14 protein-coding genes and 2 pseudogenes are annotated in these 16,429 nt (G+C 66.4%); 5 read left to right on the top strand and 11 right to left on the bottom strand.

Going from position 1 to position 16,429, the window contains the following annotated elements:
• Positions 1-10 precede the first annotated feature (10 nt).
• Positions 11-502 carry a DUF6326 family protein gene (locus tag ACZ7LU_RS21725; protein ID WP_471917663.1) on the top strand — a complete coding sequence of 164 codons (492 nt, stop codon included), beginning with the start codon at positions 11-13 and terminating at the stop codon, positions 500-502.
• A 210-nt stretch (positions 503-712) separates the two neighbouring features.
• Here ACZ7LU_RS21725 and ACZ7LU_RS21720 read toward each other — a convergent pair whose 3' ends face one another.
• Positions 713-2,092 carry an erythromycin esterase family protein gene (locus ACZ7LU_RS21720; protein WP_471917662.1) on the bottom strand — a complete coding sequence of 460 codons (1,380 nt, stop codon included), beginning with the start codon at positions 2,090-2,092 and terminating at the stop codon, positions 713-715.
• 1,843 nt (positions 2,093-3,935) lie between these two features.
• Between ACZ7LU_RS21720 and ACZ7LU_RS21715 the strand changes: the two genes are divergently transcribed.
• On the top strand, positions 3,936-4,424 hold the full coding sequence (locus tag ACZ7LU_RS21715) for a DUF4265 domain-containing protein (protein WP_471917661.1): 489 nt from the start codon (positions 3,936-3,938) through the stop codon (positions 4,422-4,424).
• Between the two features lie 101 nt (positions 4,425-4,525).
• Here the strand turns inward: ACZ7LU_RS21715 and ACZ7LU_RS21710 are convergent, their stop codons facing one another.
• The 3 genes from ACZ7LU_RS21710 to ACZ7LU_RS21700 form a co-directional block, all read right to left on the bottom strand.
• The gene (locus ACZ7LU_RS21710; RefSeq protein ID WP_471917786.1) at positions 4,526-4,948 is read right to left on the bottom strand and encodes a DUF6420 family protein; all 423 of its coding nucleotides are present in this window, start codon (positions 4,946-4,948) and stop codon (positions 4,526-4,528) included.
• A gap of 33 nt (positions 4,949-4,981) precedes the next feature.
• Entirely contained in the window at positions 4,982-5,098 is a 117-nt protein-coding gene (locus ACZ7LU_RS21705) for a hypothetical protein (RefSeq protein ID WP_471917785.1), read from the bottom strand.
• Between the two features lie 228 nt (positions 5,099-5,326).
• Positions 5,327-5,959 (bottom strand): TetR/AcrR family transcriptional regulator, encoded by a 633-nt coding sequence (locus ACZ7LU_RS21700; RefSeq protein ID WP_471917660.1) that lies wholly within the window; start codon positions 5,957-5,959, stop codon positions 5,327-5,329.
• Between the two features lie 148 nt (positions 5,960-6,107).
• Here ACZ7LU_RS21700 and ACZ7LU_RS21695 point away from each other — a divergent pair, with 148 nt between their 5' ends.
• Positions 6,108-6,842: an SDR family NAD(P)-dependent oxidoreductase gene (locus ACZ7LU_RS21695; protein ID WP_471917659.1), complete on the top strand. Its 735-nt coding sequence runs from the start codon at positions 6,108-6,110 to the stop codon at positions 6,840-6,842.
• A gap of 313 nt (positions 6,843-7,155) precedes the next feature.
• On the opposite strand, the gene ACZ7LU_RS21690 is transcribed toward ACZ7LU_RS21695, so the two are convergent.
• From ACZ7LU_RS21690 to ACZ7LU_RS21670, 5 genes and pseudogenes are all read right to left on the bottom strand, one after another.
• Positions 7,156-7,839 carry an NUDIX hydrolase gene (locus tag ACZ7LU_RS21690; RefSeq protein WP_471917658.1) on the bottom strand — a complete coding sequence of 228 codons (684 nt, stop codon included), beginning with the start codon at positions 7,837-7,839 and terminating at the stop codon, positions 7,156-7,158.
• The gene (locus tag ACZ7LU_RS21685; RefSeq protein ID WP_471917657.1) at positions 7,790-8,191 is read right to left on the bottom strand and encodes a peptidoglycan-binding domain-containing protein; all 402 of its coding nucleotides are present in this window, start codon (positions 8,189-8,191) and stop codon (positions 7,790-7,792) included. Before ACZ7LU_RS21685 ends, ACZ7LU_RS21690 begins: the two co-directional genes overlap by 50 nt.
• A gap of 419 nt (positions 8,192-8,610) precedes the next feature.
• On the bottom strand, positions 8,611-8,940 hold the full coding sequence (locus ACZ7LU_RS21680; protein WP_471917656.1) for a hypothetical protein: 330 nt from the start codon (positions 8,938-8,940) through the stop codon (positions 8,611-8,613).
• A 319-nt stretch (positions 8,941-9,259) separates the two neighbouring features.
• The gene (locus tag ACZ7LU_RS21675; RefSeq protein WP_471917655.1) at positions 9,260-9,430 is read right to left on the bottom strand and encodes a hypothetical protein; all 171 of its coding nucleotides are present in this window, start codon (positions 9,428-9,430) and stop codon (positions 9,260-9,262) included.
• Between the two features lie 428 nt (positions 9,431-9,858).
• A pseudogene (locus ACZ7LU_RS21670) lies at positions 9,859-10,625 on the bottom strand (transposase).
• Between the two features lie 643 nt (positions 10,626-11,268).
• Between ACZ7LU_RS21670 and ACZ7LU_RS21665 the strand changes: the two are divergent.
• Positions 11,269-11,850, top strand: a pseudogene (locus ACZ7LU_RS21665) (transposase); the annotation flags it as partial.
• 2,024 nt (positions 11,851-13,874) lie between these two features.
• On the opposite strand, the gene ACZ7LU_RS21660 reads toward ACZ7LU_RS21665, so the two are convergent.
• Positions 13,875-14,111 carry a hypothetical protein gene (locus tag ACZ7LU_RS21660; RefSeq protein ID WP_468558109.1) on the bottom strand — a complete coding sequence of 79 codons (237 nt, stop codon included), beginning with the start codon at positions 14,109-14,111 and terminating at the stop codon, positions 13,875-13,877.
• Positions 14,112-14,392: 281 nt separating this feature from the next.
• Here ACZ7LU_RS21660 and ACZ7LU_RS21655 point away from each other — a divergent pair, with 281 nt between their 5' ends.
• The gene (locus tag ACZ7LU_RS21655) at positions 14,393-14,797 is read left to right on the top strand and encodes a cold-shock protein (RefSeq protein WP_471917654.1); all 405 of its coding nucleotides are present in this window, start codon (positions 14,393-14,395) and stop codon (positions 14,795-14,797) included.
• Positions 14,798-15,188: 391 nt separating this feature from the next.
• On the opposite strand, the gene ACZ7LU_RS21650 is transcribed toward ACZ7LU_RS21655, so the two are convergent.
• Complete coding sequence (locus tag ACZ7LU_RS21650) at positions 15,189-16,187, bottom strand: PDR/VanB family oxidoreductase (protein WP_471917653.1); 999 nt, start codon at positions 16,185-16,187, stop codon at positions 15,189-15,191.
• Positions 16,188-16,429: the final 242 nt, after the last annotated feature.

Raw genomic sequence — 16,429 nt, 5'->3', positions numbered from 1 at the left:
GGAGCCTACGATGAAAACACGTCAACCCACCACGACCGCACTGGAAAACCAGCGGGCCCCGGTGAGAGCCAAGCTCGCCGCAGCGTGGACAAGTCTCATGTTCCTGTTCGTCTACGTGGACATTCTCGCCTTCTTCAAGCCCGGCGTCATCGATGACATCGAGGCCGGCGTCGTCTGGGAGTTCAACATCAGCCAGACGTTGTTGACCGCCTTCCTCGTGCTCATGGCGATCCCAATCCTCATGGTCGTGCTGTCGATGACGCTGCCCGCCCGGGCGAACCGCATCACGAACCTCATCGTGGCCTCGGTACAGATCCCCTTCACGGCATTCAACGCGGTGGGCGAGTCCTGGACGTACTTCTACGGCCTTGGCGTCGCACTGGAAGTGATCGTTCTCGCCCTCATCCTGCGCTACGCCTGGACCTGGCCCCGCACCACACCGTCGGCGACCACGGCGACCGGCCCGGACCGTGAAACCGTTCACGCCCAGCAGCAAGCGTGAACCCAAGCGGTAGGAGCGCGCGCAGGGCGGCCGCCCGCCCCGACGTGGTTTCCCACTGCTCCGGCCGACCGTGTCCCGCGGAGTGCCCGGCCCGGTTGTGGTCCGCATCCGCCATACCCCTGTCCGCGATACGGGGCGTCAGCTCTCCCCCGCCGGTGACAAGCGCTTCCGGGACGGACGGGGGCAGGGGGCCAGCGGGACGACGGATCCTCAGAGAGGGACGGCCTCGTGGACCCGGTGGAGGTGGATGAGGACGTCGTAGGCCTTCTGGACGGCGAGGGTGGGGAGCGGGTCGTTCTTGAAGGACGAGCCGGCGTCGTACACGGGCCGCGGGGTGTCGAGCCAACTGCGGGCCGCGGCCGGGAGTGTGCGCAGGTCGACGTAGTAGTCGCGGTGGTGGACCCGGTCGAGGGTGTACTCCTGCATGTCGGGGGTGGCGGGTGGGACAGTGACCTTGTTCCAGGGGCTGCCGAGGGTGGTGGCGGTGAGGAAGGAGCCTCGGTTGAAGGTGAAGCCGATGGCGACGTAGCGGCTGCCCAGGGCGTTGCGCAGGTAGACGCCCTGTGTGGTGGGGTACATCACCGGGTCGGTGGACAGGTAGCCCACGTGCCCGTTGTGCGCCGACAGCAGCATCTTGTCGCCGGTACGTCGCTGCCACCAGACGGTGTTGGCGGCCATGGCCTGGTCTCGGAGGTGCTCCGCCGCAGAGACGGACTCCGGGTCGGAGAGGTCGAGCGAGGCGAACGCGAAGGTCTGGTGGATGTTACGGGCGTGCTGTTCCGCCCAAGCATGGGCCTCTCCACCTGTCTCCTCACCCGTGGCGATGAGGTCGAAGGCCTGCTGGGCGGTGGCGGCGTTGCGCCGTCGTTCGTCCAAGGGCCGGCCAAGGTAGGTGAAGGTGTCGTCGAGCGGGGGCAGTTGGGCGTACAGCGCTTCGAGGTGGGCGAGGTCCTGGGGGCGGTTCACACGGACGTACGAAAGGACCCGCTCGAAGATCGCGCTGCCGAGCTTGGGTGCCCCGACGTCGTTGCCCATGAAGCGGACACGGCGGCTGGGGTGGCGGTCGTTGTGCCCGCGCATCCAGGTGAGGAGGCTGACGAACTCCTCGCGCTCCCAAGGGGACCCGGCCAGCGCCTCCTTGGCGACCTGCCGGGCGGTTCCGGGGCCGCCCTGCAGGTATTCGTCGATGCGCAGGCCGGCCGTCCAGCTCATCTCCAGGGCGAAGGTGGCAAAGCGCTTCTCCTCGACGAGGTAACGGAAGACGCGTTCCTTCATGGCGAAGAACTCGTGTGAACCGTGGGTGGCTTCTCCCAGACCGACGACCTCCGCGTCGCCGATCATCGCGCCCAGTGCGCGCAGGTCATGGGTGCGCCCGCCTGGTTCCGTCGACCTGAGACGATGCGCGGCGCGCTCCATCCCGCGAACCGCAGCGGCCTGGTCGTTCTTCGCCGCCCGGCCCGCTTGTGCACGACCTTCCGGTCTGGTGGCAGGGGCTGCGTAGGCTGCCGGGGCCAGGAGGGCGGCAGCGACGAGCCCGGTCGTCGCGGCCAGCAACTTCCGTCGGTCTATCGCCTGCCGGTGCACGGTCATCCTGATCTCTCCTCGCTTCGGTGATCCGTCGGGGGTGCGGTGAAACGATCATGGCTCGGGCGGTCTGCGGAGCGCGCTGGTGCTGTCCGCCAACTTGCCAGGGGGAAAACCCCCGGTACGCCCGGGACCACCCGGCCACGTCTCCGTGCGCGCGACGACCTGGGGGGGCATAGGTACGTGCCGGTGCTCGTGGCCGATGCCGGCTGTGGTCGCGGTGCCGGCCAGCCGTACGGCCCGGGAACAAGTCGGCGGAGGCGGTCGGTGGGACGGCGTTCCGCTGCTGGAGACGCTGCCGCCGGTCGAACAGCCCGAATTCGAAGAAGCTGTGGAGCCGACCGGATACTTGATGGGCAATCTGCCCGCCACCACTCCAACCGACGGACGCGGACCGGCTGGTCGCGCTGGGCTCCACGGTCCAGCGCCTGGAGGTGGGTCATCGGCTGCCGGCCGTACGGAGCGTGCTGAACCACCGCACCACCTCTGCTGTTGCCCGCCCGTTCGAGCCGAGGTGCCGTGGCCTCTGGTGGCCGACGGCGCAGAGGTTGACGACCGGCACCTGCGAACGCCACTTCTAGAAGTCCGCGGCGCAGTTGGCCGTGTTCCGGACGGTCGCCTGCTCATCACCCTGCGCCACGTAGAGCCGGATCGGCGCTTCGGGCTTCCGGTCCTTCCACACGCTGTCGGCCTCCTGTAGTCCGGCCGCGAGACCTCCCTTCGGCGGGCCAGCAGCTCGCGTCCATTCCGCGTCAGCAGTTCGTCCAGCGCGCGGGGCTGCGCACTGATCATCTGCGGGCCGGTGTGCATCCCGTCGAACAGATCCTCCACGGCGGAATCGCGGAACACCTCGCCGGGGTTGTCGTACACGTCGTGGACGCCGTCGAAGGCGACCAAGGTGTAAGCGGCGTACACCAGGCTTGACGTCGGCTCCAGTTCGCCGTCGCCCGCGAGCAGCGCCGGGATCTCCGCGCCTGCGAAGTCGTATGGCCCGCTTACAGGGGCGAGGACGCCGAGCCAAAAGTGCCGGTCCCCGCCCGCCTGGAGGGCTCTGCCGAGCCCTAGAACACCCGACGCACCCTGCGAGAACCCGGTGACCAGGACATCGCGGTCCAGGGTGTGTCCGGTGCTCGGTGTGAACTGGCGGGCGGAACGGAGCAGGTCCAGAGAGGCCGAGGTCTCGGACAGCACGTCCATCCAGGGGTGCTTGCCGGGGCCTGCTCCCATACCGAGGTAGTCGGGTATGGCGGTGGCGAAGCCCGCGGATGCTTACGCGATGGAGGAACCGGACAGGAACGCCTTCCGCTGCATGGAGGGCGCGTCGATACGGTGGACGCCGGTGCCAACCCACTGGCTGTGGCGGGCCGACCTTCGCGTCGATGGTGCGGTAGACGAGGCGGTACGCGTCCACGCCGTGGCGGACGGCGCCGGGATCGTACCCGGAGGAAGTGAGTTCGGCGGCGGAGTACGCGGGCGACGTGAGGGTGTAAAGCAACTCGGCGGAGAGCAGGGTGCCGCGCTGGGGGACGGTGTTGGATGAGGGCGCGGTGGACGTCCGTGTTCCGATGTCCGCGTCAGCGCCGTCGACGCCTGCCCCGTCAAGGGTCGTGGCGGCGACGGCCGCGGCGGCGGTTGCGGTGACTCGATGGTGGCGGCGCGAAGTTCGGGCGACAGGCCTGGTGGGTTCTCCTTCATCGGGTCCCGGCGATCCGAAGCGAGTTCAGCCTCCGTCGAGAGGGGCACCGGGGGCCACTGGGGGCCACCCCCGGGCGTGGGGAGGGCCAAGCCCCCACGCGGCTGCTCCCACGATGCCTCAGACCCGGTGCGGGGCGCCTGTGCCGATCGGCGCATGATGACCGTCATGGAGAACGCGGTCGAGAAGATCAAGGTCTGGTTCCGGTTCGTTCCCCGCGAGGGGTGGTTCCCGCAGGACACCGAGGGCCTGTGGGCGACCAAACTCGCTGATGACACGGCCTGTGTGCAGAACGCCCCGTTCCTTCAGGACGGAGTGGCAGAGGGCGACGTAGTGCGGTATCAGACCGACTTCGAGGGGCTCCATTGGGCTGTCGGGCGGGTCAGTTCCTCCGGCAACTGCACGATCCGTGTTGTGCCCGTGCCCACCGGTCCCCTGGGACGCGGTCCTCAGGCGGTGCACCAGCGTCTTTCGATGTTCGGGCTCGGAGGCGAGGTCTTCAGTGAGGACTTCCCGATGGTCACCTTCACCGCACCAGCAGGTGCGGACTTCGCCGGGATCAAAGCCCTCCTGAACCGAGGGCAAGAGGAAGGATGGTGGCACTACGAGGTCGGCTGCGGCACCGACGCATGGTGGAACGCCTGACCTCTGTTGAACTTCTCGCGACTGGCGTGGCACGTGCGGGCTCGAACGCTGCCCGATCACCGGTCGACGTCAACACCCACCCACCACCCAGCTCCGGGAGGTTACGCAACGGCGCATCGCCGCAGGCCAGCGACAGACAGGCGAACCGGACATTGACGTCGTGTCGGACCCCCGGCTAGGCCGTCACCCGCTCGGCCTGGGTCCTGTGGCATCTCCCTGTTGAGCTGGTGGGCTGGGTCCGGGACGACCGCATGTGGAAGGCGTTCCATTGACGCTTCGACCTGGAATCCCCCTTCTCCCTTCCCCCTGGCCAAGCAGACCTTCAGCTGGACCCGGCACAAACTGCGGAAACCGGAAGCGGCGGACCGCTGGACCTGGCTCAGCATCGCCGCCCGTACCTCTCCCCCGTCTTCCCCGCTGAGCTCCTCTGCCTGGCGGTTCGGCCCGAACTGTGCTTCGGTCTCCTGCAGGAGCCGGTCAGCGAGGGTGAAGTCGCCCAGTTCGACCGCGACGGCGGCACGCACGAACGTGGCGAGCGGGATGCTGCCGGTGCGCACCTAGAACGACCTGAGCACCCAGCTTGCGTACCCGGCGTGAAGGCGGTCGGCGTTCTTTGCAGGCTTGGAGATGGTCAGCCGTCCGCCGCCGAGCGTGACGTAGCACCCGGTGGTCACCGGGGCGTATGGGTGGATCAACGGCAGCTTCACCTCCGTCGCAAGGTGCCCTCTGCTGCGGACACGTGCGGCACGTTTCGTCAGACCTTTAAGTACCTCAGGTAGTTATGCGAACGGCGCATCGCAACAGGGGTGTGCCGTTTCTCAGCGGCGGGGCGGTGGACGGCCCGGTAGAAGCAGCTGGCCCCGGGGAGACGTCCTCCCGCCCCATAGGGCGGTCCCCACCTGCTACGGCGCGCCGGCGAGTCTGCCCATCACTTCGTACACCTGCTGCGGGGTCAGCGGGGCGACGGAAAGCGGTTCTTGCGCTGTTCCCGTGCCCAGCCCTTGGAGCAAGAAGGCAACCTGGCGGCGCCAGGCGTCGGGGGCGGCGTCGGCGCCTGCGCGAGCGAGCGAAGCGTTGGTGCCGAAGAAGAGCAGGAGGTCCTCGCCGGTGAAGTCCGGGCGGATAGCGCCGGCCAGCTGAGCTCGCTCGATGATCCGTGTCGCGGCTTCCTGCGCCTGGCCGCAAATGGCCATCAGGCACTCGGCAGCCGGAAAACGTCCGCTGACGACATCGGCGACCGCGGGATCGGTGGCCTGCAGTTCGCAGATCCTCTCGATGTAGTACGCGAACCCCTCCCCGGCCTCCTCGAAGGACAGGGCCTGCTCGGCGGCTTCGGCGAGACGGTCCGCGGCCAGGCCGGCCACCACTTCGTCGATAAGCGCCTCGCGGGTGCCAAAGAGGTTGTAGAGAGTGCCGTGACTGACACCGGCCCTGCGGGCAATTTCTTTCAGGGGCACCTTGAGGCCGCGCTCCTGAAAGAGCTCGGCGGCGGCTGCCCGCAGTTTCTCCGCGTTCCGTTGCGCGTCGGCCCGCATCCGGTCGTTCCTCCTGGCTCTGGCATTGCGGCCCCCGTGGGCCCATTGCCCACCAGATTAACTTGACTCTCGGGTTAAGTTGCGTGCTACCGTCGCCGCGTAAGTTGACCCCTGGGTCAAGAAAGCTTTCGCAACAGGGAGTACCGCTATGTCCAAAGTGATCGCCGTTCTCGGTGCCGGTAGCGGTCTGGGTGTGTCCGTGGCCCGCCGCTTCGGGCGCGAAGGTTTCCGGGTCGCCCTGGTTGCCCGCCGCAAGGACCGGCTGGACGCCCTCGTCGAGGTGCTCGCCGGCGAAGGCATCGAGGCGGTCGCGTTCCCCGCCGATCTGTCCAGGCCCGCTGGGGTGCCTGCCCTCGTCGAGGCGATCCGTGACCGCTTCGGCCGGATCGACGTGGTCGCGTACGGGCCGATCAGCGGCGACCAGGGCTTCACACCGGCCGCTGAGCTGGACGCGGCCACCCTGGAGGGCTTGACCCCGCTGCTGCTGTTCACCCCGGTCGAGGTCGTCCGGGCCGTGCTGCCCGAGTGGACCGAGCGCGGCGAGGGTGCCTTCCTCCTGGCTCAGGGCTACTCAGCGGCGCAGCCGATGCCCCAACTCAGCGGCCTGGGCCCGGTGATGTCCGCCACCCGTAACTACCTGTACTCCCTCAACGCCGAGCTGGCCGATACGGGTATCTACGTCGGCGCCCTGACCATCGCGTCGCTGATCGCCCGCAGTGAGGTGTCCGCCGCGGCCCAGGCCGCCTTCGAGTCGGCCGACGGTCCGCGATTCCCGGTCGCCGACCCCGACGACCTCGCAGAGCACTACTGGAACATGTACACCAAGCGCGACCGCGTCGAGCAGTTCCACCCTGAGTCACTGACTCCGCAGGCCACGGCGTAGCGCCTGCGACGCTGATCTCGTGCGGGCGTGGCCGCAGCGCTCGGAGCGCCAGGCCAACAGCACGGGTTCGATCAACTCCCGGCAGGCGTCGGGCAGGTCACTCGGATACGTGCACCCGCTCTGGCGGAAGCGCGACCCAGACCGGGACGTCTTGGAATGGGACAGGCCCAAGACGTCGCCTGCCTCGGATGCCGCACCGTCTGGCCCGCCATACACCGCCACACCGCCAGTCTCACCAACACCAAGCTCTCGCCCTGCGCAAATGAGGCGTCATCACTGCACCGTAGAGGAAAACGACCTCTAGGCGGTCACCTCATGTGGAGGGGCAGCCGACAGGGCAGCGGCCGAGATGGCCTCCACACCGCAGGTCCTGCCATCGCCCCGCTCCCTTCGGGCGCCGGTGCGATATCAGAGACAGTCGGTCGCCAACCGCCCATAATCCACAGGCCGTAACGCGCCCATTGCGCAACTTCTGATAGCTGGGACTACCAGCAGTCTCGATGGGCGCGATGCCTCCTGGGTGGGCGAAGGCGCGCGGCGCTATCAGTTCTTGCCAGGTCGCGAAGTCGTAAACGGCCCATATGCCGTGTTCAGCGGGATCGAGATGGGTCCGGCTCAGCTGGTCGGCGGTCAGTCGGCCTCGGTCGAAGATGAATCCCACCTTGTTCAGCGGCAGGCGCGGCCCGGCGTGCAGAAAGTGCGTCAGGATCAGCCTCGGTGATCGCAGACCGAGTTGGAGGCCCGTCTCCTCGACCGTCTCTCGCATTGCGGTCTGTAGGGGATCCTCGTTGGGGACGTCCAGGTTGCCGCCCGGGAACTGCCAAAGTCGTGAGCCGCAGACCGAGCGGAGCTGGATCAGCCGGTCGCATTCGTCGCGGATGTACAGGCAGCCGTACACCCCGGCGGCACCGGAACGGTTCGCTGTTCCGGTGCCGCGTTCTGAGACCTCAGCCGCGCAGACGCGTCCAGGTCTTGGGGCCGACGATGCCGTCGTCATCGAGTCCCCAGGTGCGCTGGAACTTCTTCACTGCCTTGAGGGTGTCGCCGCCGAAGGTGCCGTCGACTCCGTAGCGGCCGATGTTGTACCCCCGGTACTGGAGAATCGCCTGGATCTCCCTGACCTTGTTGCCGCGGTCGCCGTAGTCGGCGTACGTGTTGTTGACGTCGTAACCGCAGTAGTAGCCGAAGTTCGAGTAGTAGGCGCAGGCGGCCAGGGCTGCGGACGGTGCGGTCGACGGGGCGGCTTCCGATGGGGTCGCGGCCGACGCGGTGGTGGCGACTCCGGTGACCACCGTTCCGGCGAGGAGGCCCGCGACCAGCAAGGTCGCGGCAGTGCGGTGGATGGGCATGTGTGCTCCCTGGTGAAAGGGCGGCGTCGGGGCCGCCTCGGATGGGAATGCCCGGGCACTGTCCACGCTAGGAAGACGGCCACCGCGATACATCAACCGACGGTGTGATTCCTGCCTACCCCCACGGTTTGCGGGCCTGCCCTCACGGTTTGCGGCGTGGTCAACCCTCGTCGTAGAGCGAGGTGGCTTCCTCAAACATGCGCGGTACGCGGCAATGTCTGACCGGGTGCGGTGCTAGTACCACTAGAGGCTCGTCGCCTCGATCACCCGCATGAGGCCGCTCGTCTGCACGACACGGTCAACGCGGCACCCGGCGCCTGACGGCCAGTCACTTCCTGGCCGAGCGGCTGCGTACGCGGCCGTTCAGTATGCCCATCATCGTGAAGTCGCCCAGAGGTCGTGCAGTGTCGGGTGGTGTTCTAGAAGTCGATACCCCGTCTGGCTTGCTGACCTGGAGCGTTACGTGCAGCCAACCAGACGATGAGGTCAAGTGCGATGCGGCTGATGTCAGTTTCCGTGTGAACCTTGTGTTCGTGATGAGCGGAGTCCCTCCGGACGATTTCGTACCCGCCCTCTTCCAGAACGGCCACAGATGCGAACCAGGCGGAATCGTCCGTGTCGGGTTCGATGACGATGAATGTGTTGTCCGTGTCCTCGAGTGCACTGATCATTTCGAACAAGGCGTCCTCGGAGGCACCCTCAATGTGGTCACCGTTCTCGCTGACCACGCCGTAGCCTCTGGCCCCCATCGGACGGTCCTCTCCCCAGGTGGGCAACCGATCAGGTCAGCATCGTATGGGGTCGAGTGCAGCCACGCGTTGATCGCTCCCACCTGGACAACCGCCGGGTATCGCACTGCCAGCTTGTCGAACCGCATGGCCAGGGCCCAGTTGCGCTTCATTCGGTTGATGCCGAAGTCGACAGCAGGACGGGCTTTGCAGTCCTCGCAGTCGGAGGATAAAGGCGCCCCGCGCCGGGCTGCCGGACGCGGAGGCGCTGCTCGACGATCCGGCGAGGGTGGCGTGGCGGGCGGACGGGCGCACCACTATGAGGCTGCGTGATGCAACGCTAGGCGACGATCGCGACGAGGAGCAGGAGTACGAACAGTAGGGCGGCCAAGACCGTCAATCCGGCGAGCCCGGTGACCGCGCCTACGGCCCTCCAGGCGAATCTCGTCACGCGGCTCGCGCGCTCGACGGCGTCCTCGTATTCGCTGTCATCGTCCCAGTCGCGGTTCATCAGCCCCCCTGCCAAGAACTTATAGGCGATAGTCGTCCCACAGACACACCTTCCATCGCGCAGAACAGCAGCTCATCCAGCTGCGTTCGTATTCGTTCACGGCGACGCGCTGTCGACCGCGTAGCGTTCAGACCGGGCGCTCCGGGCGCTCCTGGGCTACCTCAACCGTTACCGAGGATGGTTGGTTCCTTGGTGGTGAGGAGTTTCGGCCTTGGGTTGCCCTGGATCTGGTAGCGGGATATCGCTCCTCCACGGCGGTGCCCCGTTCAGAATCGCCGCAGCCGCGGCGCGAGTGTACGAGAGGAAGTTGACCATGTCGACAGCCACCCGGGATGAGAATCGCGCTCGTCATCCACCACATGCGCAGCGGGCTAAGCGTTGTCCCGTAAATGATCTATTGCGTGCCGGTTGACCAGTGCTGTTGCCTCTCAGTCGACCAATGTGAGGTTGTGCAGGCGGGCGATTCCGAGCATGGCGTGGTGGACGCCGTCGCCTTTCAGACGGCAGTCGCGGAGGATCTTCCAGGTCTTCATGTGGGCGAAGGCATGCTCGACGCGGGCGCGGACCTTACGGTGCGAGCGGTTGTGTTCTTCTTTCCAGTCCGGGAGTTCGCTCTGGCCGCGTTCGCGACGGTGCGGGATGACCAGACCGGTGCCGCGGTAGCCTCCGTCCGCGATCACCGTGGTGTGGCCTACGGCGTCTTTCGCGCCGGACAGCTCCCATGCCTTGCAGTCGTTGCGGTTTCCGGTGACCGGCCGGCCGACGGCGACGACGAGCCGGGTGTCGGCGTCGATGACGACCTGGTGACTGGTGGAGTATCGGTAGTTCTTCGACTGCTCGGCCACGGTGTGGTCGCGGGTGGGAGGGTGCCGTCCACGATCAGCACGGTGTCCTTTCGGAATCGTCTGCGGGGTTGGAGCGAGAACGCCGGGCCGAGGTGGTCGATGATCCGGTCGGCTGCGGACTTCGACACCCCGAACAGCGGCGCCAGTTGGCGAAGGGTGAGGTTCGTGCGCCAGTACGCGGCAACCAGCAGCACCCGGTCCTCCAGAGGCAGACTCCACGGTCTGCCCTTGCGTACCGGGTCCGCACCCTCACGCCGCAGCACGGTGACCAGCTTGGCGAACTGCCGCGGGCTCAGCCCGGTGAACGGGGTTATCCAGGAAGGCTCCGACGCCGTTATCACACCAGTCACATCAAGATCATGTCATCGGCGGATTCCTGCGCCCGTCGGCAGACTGCCTTCCGATACGAACCGGACGTTACAGGGAGGGAGGGGGGTGGGGTTACGGCAAGATACCTCCAGTCCCGAGCTGGATGCCGGGGCCTGTGCGACCCACCCCCCATGGCCGCGAGTCCCTCACGATCTCCGTCCGGCCCATTGAGGCAGTGATGGTATCTCGAGCCGCTGACAACGCAGCCAGACCAAGAGGCACCCGATCAGTAGTTGCGAGACAACCCTTAGTGCCGCGTTCCGGCTAAGGGCTGGCCCGCAAACTGGAAGGGTTGCACCCAGGTAAGACCCGGATACCCGCGAGCCTCCGGCAGGACATCTGTGGCAGCCTGCCGGCATGCCATGGGAACTCAAGGAACACGCAGGTCGCCACTACGCCGTCCTGTTCCACTACGCCTTGCCTGACGACGCCTGGTCCGTGGAACTGAGCGAAGCTGAGCCGGCGTCGGACGAGGGACCGAAAACCCCGACACCGCGGTAACCCACTTGCCCGGTGCTGCCTTCTTGGTGACACATGTCCCGGACGAGGATCCGAATCTGCAACCGACCGTCCGCGTCTGGAGCCCGACCGAGCGCGTCGTCCCCTACGAGGTCATGCGCTGTTCTGACGACGCGGCAGCTCGCGCCGCTGTTCGGGGTCTCCAAATCTGCAGCGGCCGGATCATCGACCACCTCGGACCGAGAATCGCTCTCCAGCTCCGCAAAAGGTTCACCAAGGACACCGTCCTCATCGTGGACGGCACCCTGGTCCCCACCCGCGACCACACCATCGCCGAGCGGTCGAAGAACTACCGGTACTCCACCAATCACCAGGTCGTCATCGACGCCGACGCCCGCCTGGTCGTCGTGGTCGGCCGGCCGCTCGCCGGGAACCGCAACGACTGCAAGGCGTGGGAGAAATCCGGTGCCAAGGCCGCCGTCGGCAGCACCCTCGTAAGCGCCGACGGCGGCTACCCGGGCACCGGACTCGTTCATCCCGCACCGCCGCGAGCGCGGACAGATAAAGCTCCCGGACTGGAAAGAGGAGCACAACAAGTCCCACAAGCAGGTCCGCGCCCGGGTCGAGCACGTCGTCGCGCAGATGAAGACGTGGAAGATCCTCCGTGACTGCCGCCTCAAAGGCGACGGCGTCCACCACGCCATGCTCGGCATCGCCCGCCTGCACAACCTCGCCCTCGCCGGATAGGTCAGTAAGCCATACGGCGGCCATGCGTACCTGACGCGACTCAGGGATCATTTACGGGACAGCCGTTAGGCAGAGGAAGGCGTCGCGCCGCAGGCCCCCGCCCTGCAAGGAATCCCCCCGGGATGCTGCTGACCCTTGGGGTTTACCAGGAGGCCGGGGTGAGGCGCGGGCTTCGGTGCCGCATTCGTCGACCGTCACGTCCTCCGTCGAAACATGGCCCGCCCCCTGACCAAGCGACCGCCCTGCGTTCTTGGGCCTTGTCCTGGTCGAGCGACCTCATGGACCGACTCCATACCGAGGAAGGCGTGAGCGCCCACTGAGGATCCGAGCTTGCATCCGCTCCAGCTCGGAATCTGCGAGCGACACCACATCCCTCGTTCACTTCCTACGATGACGCATCAATGCTGCCGCCATGGCGACTCCGCGGCGGCATGGAGCAGGAACAGATCCGCCCTTCATCCACGGCTCTTGAAGTAGTACAGACAAATGACAGCGAGACCAATGACAAAGGCTCCTAATACGAGGCTTACTGGCGCGTTGAGGGAAGGGCTAATAATGCCCGCTGTAAGCAACTCATCACCTCCCCACCCGGCGCTTGTGAACCCACAGAAGGCTCTCACCGCCACACTGCGGCCATGGCCCATGTCGGCCCGTTCAAATTCAGCACCTCGAAACATCTCGGCTTCTTCGCTCGAGCCGAGGGACCGCGCACCGGAAAATCCTGCCTCCTACTCCCCCACCCTTTCACTTACTACTTCTCCCCCGTCGAGAAGCCCGGAATCGCTGCATCCTTAAAGCCAGAAGGGCCACCAAGCTGACAGTGAAGACGAGCAGAACGACAGTCCGAAGCGTGAACCAGATCGGACCGTCAAGATCACCGTTCATAGCGACCAGATTTAGGAGAGTTGCGATACCGAAACTACCCCGTGCCCAGTTCCTGGCCCTCTCCTCCTTCATGGACGGTAGAGACTGAACACTCATGACGCCTTCCTGATCTTTGCTGCCGACAAGAGGTCAGGTTGTAATACTTATTCACATTATTTGGTTCATCTTTCAGCGAATTGCCTGTGTCGCTCAAAGAGGCATCGAACAACACCTGCGGCATGGCGGGCAGGGCGGGCTCGCCAGGCCAATAGTATTGAAGTTTCCAGTTGCTCCGCACCCACTTCAGTTGATCGCGAGTAGTTCAGCCATCACGACCTGGGCCGTCGCCTGCATCACCCTACTGGGCTCGTAATGGACCTGACCTAACCGAACCCGATCTTCAGGAATGACTCCGGCGCTGCGCAATATAGGTGAAAGTCACTAGAACCGCCCCCGCTTACTGTGGCCACAGCTCCGAGCACGATCGGCACCGCATTCTCCGTGATTGCTCCTGCGGTGCACACAGTGATACCGACCACGAGCACGGTGAAGGAAAAGCTCCGCGTACTTCTTATTGCATCGCCCGTGGATTCACGTTTTCGCCGCATAGCGCCCCTCCACTCCTTTCCCTTGCTTTGACCCCTGGTAACCGGGCCGGGATGTGGGTCCCCGGCCCGGCATCACCGGACTGCCACTGGGCCCTCCGCTGGGGCGCGTTGTCGGTGACGATCTCCACTCCGTAGTAGCGGGCCACGAAGTGGTAGAGACCGGTCTGGTCCTGGTAGCCGCCGGTGAACCTGTAGGGCTGGGGGGCTTCTCGGTGCTCGTGGAGCGGGCGAAGCCGCGGGGCTGTAGGAGTACGTGTTTGCTTTCTCGCCGGCCCCGTCGGTGACTGCGACGACGTCGCCGAGCGCGTCGGTGAGGTGACAGTACGTCTTCCCGCCCCGGGTCATGGAGTTGCGAGTGCCCCCGGGCTCGCGGTTAAAGCCCGTGTCCACACCGGTAGTTGAGGTCGCCGACAAGCCCAGCGGGCCGCTGTGGAAGTAGGTGTCGCCGAGCTGGGTGTGCCCACTCTGGTCCGTGGAACCGTAACGGCCGTCATATGTCGTGCCCTCCAGCGTGGACGTGCCAGCCGTCTCGTTGCCTTCCGTGTCATACGACTAGTTCGTGGAGGAGTCGTTCTTCGCGATGATCTGCCGGGCGTCGTTGATGATGGAGGTGGTGCCGGGCGGGCAGCCTTCGGCGGTGCCCTGGCTGGTGAGGTTCCCAGCAAGGTCGTAGCAGTACTGCCAGGAGGAGTTGAAGGTCGAGCCCTTCTTCTCCTCGGCGTAGGAGAAGCGTCCTGCGCCGTCGTAGGTGTAGTTGGTCTTCATGCCGGTCACGGCATCGAGGCTCATGCGGGATGCGGCCACCGTGCACCTGTTCCTCAGCGCGAGTTGTGCGTCGGCCACGCGTTCCTGAAGGGGGAGCCGATCCGACGGGTATCGTCGAGACGATGGCTCGGCCGGGCGTTAAGCGGCAAGTTCCGTTCCTGGACCTCGGCGGTCTTTGGAGCAGGGCCGTGAATGCTCTCCGCAGGGTGCAGAGCGAGTGCCTGCTGCGTTCCCCACCCCGCGCTGTCTCGGTAGTAACGGGGTAAGTGGAAGGGGCGCGAGGTACGACCGTAGGGGGAGGCGTGATGGCCGAAGGCACGGTCCGGTGGTTCGATGACGTTCGGGGCTATGGCTTCATCGTCCCCGACCGTGGAAGTCGCTGGGTTTACAGCGATCGGGGCTTTGACGTCCCTGTTCCCGACGACTGGGAAGTGCGTGTCGAGCGCATCGATATTCAGTACAACGGGTGGGCGACCCTGGAACCCGGCGAGCGTGTGTCATTCGACTTCCAGCTCGACAAGGGAGGCGAGCTGCGGGCCGTCAAGGTCACTCAGTTGGGAGTAGACGCTCCAGTGCGTGAGGTTTCCCCCCGGGCTGTAGCCGACATGCCTGTGTGGCTGGGCTGCTGTATTGGCCTTCTCGCAGCGGCTTGTCTTGTGGCGTACGGCGTGTGGTTGGTGCGGGCGTTGTGGTCGGACCTGAACCTGTAGCGCACGGCAGCAGGATCGTCAGATCCCACCTGGCCCTCACCAGCCGAAGCTCCTGCGCCCAGCCAGGTTCTCGTACGGCGCAGTCAGCATGAGGGCCAGTACGAAGGGGGCAACAGTCAGTCGCGATATCAGCCGGATCCACGAGCGTGTAGTTGTCGTCGAGGGCTTGCCATTGGTGCAATGCGCAGCTATGCGGCCTAGCCGAGGCCGCCCCGGTCCGATGGCTGGACCTGCAACCGACCACGCGGCTAACAGCGCCGCAGCGACGAGAGAACGCCGTACTGCGCTCACACCTGGACAGCCTGATGAGCAGGATCGCCGCCGATGGCAAGGGGCTGTAACGCCCGGAAAAAAATGCCGGTCACAGGCGCAACGTGAAGGCGCCGGCGGGTCACAGGTCCAGGACGAGGCGCGGGCAGGCGGCGCGCGAGACGCAGATGAACATCGTGTCGTTGCGGGCCTGTTCGGCGGGGGTGAGCAGGGAGTCCCGGTGGTCCACCATCCCGTCGAGGACCGTGGTCTCGCAGGTGCCGCAGGTGCCCTCCCGGCACGAGGACAGGATCTGCACGCCGGCCTCCTCGACCGTCTGGAGGACGGTCTTGTCCGGCGGGACGGTCACCGTGATGCCGCTCCGGGAGAGTTCCACGTCGAAGGAGGCCGAAGCGGCGTCGTCCTCCCCCGTCTCCCTTGTCTTCGGCGTCTCCCGCGTCTTCGGCGTGAACCGCTCGGTGCGGAGCGTGCCTTCCGGCCAGGAGGCACACCGCTGTTCCACCGCGTTGAGCAGGGGTTCGGGACCGCAGCAGTAGACCAGGGTGCCGGGCGCGGGGCTGCCGAGCAGCCTGTCCAGGTCGAGGAAGCCGGTCTCGTCCTGGGGGCACAGTGCCACCCGGCGGGGGTGGTCCTTGGTGAGCTGCCCGGCGAAGGCCATGGTGGCGCGGCTGCGTCCGCCGTACACCAGCCGCCAGTCGGCGCCCTGCTGTTCGGCGGCGGCGATCATCGGCAGGACGGGTGTGATGCCGATGCCGCCGGCGATGAACAAGTAGCGGGGCGAGTCGACCAGTGGGAAGTGGTTGCGGGGGACGCTCGCCCGTAGCGTGTCGCCCTCGGTCAGGGTGTCGTGCACGTAGTGGGAGCCGCCCCGGCTCTCCGGCTCGCGCAGGACGGCCACTTGGAGGAGGGAGGAGTCCCCAGGGTCTGAGCACAGCGAGTACTGCCGTACCAGGTCGGGGCGCAGCACCAGGTCGATGTGGGCGCCCGGGGTCCACGCGGGCAGCCGTTCGCCTCGAGAGTGGGTCAGGCTAAGCCGGACGACGCCCTCGGTGAGGGGCTCCTTGCGCACCAGGGTCAGGTCGAGTTCGACCCCGGCGCGTGGTGGGATGGTGATGGTCATGGTGGTTCTCTTTCAGGACCGGGACCGGGACCGGGACCGGGGTCGGGGGTGGGGTCAAGACCGGGACCGGGGTCGAGACTGTGGACGAGGTCGGGACCGGGGTCGGAGGCGGCTTCAGGCGGAGGTCGCGTGCCGACGCTGAGGGCTGGATGCGGGAGTGCCCTGTGGAACAGGGCCAGGTCGGTGGTCCTCGGGATGGCGGAGCAGCCAGTCCCACGACTCGACCGGATCCTCGAACTCCC

Source organism: Streptomyces sp. NPDC039462 (assembly GCF_055639375.1).
Note: the sequence above shows the minus strand (reverse complement) of the source record. Positions and strands in the feature narration are given on the sequence as shown.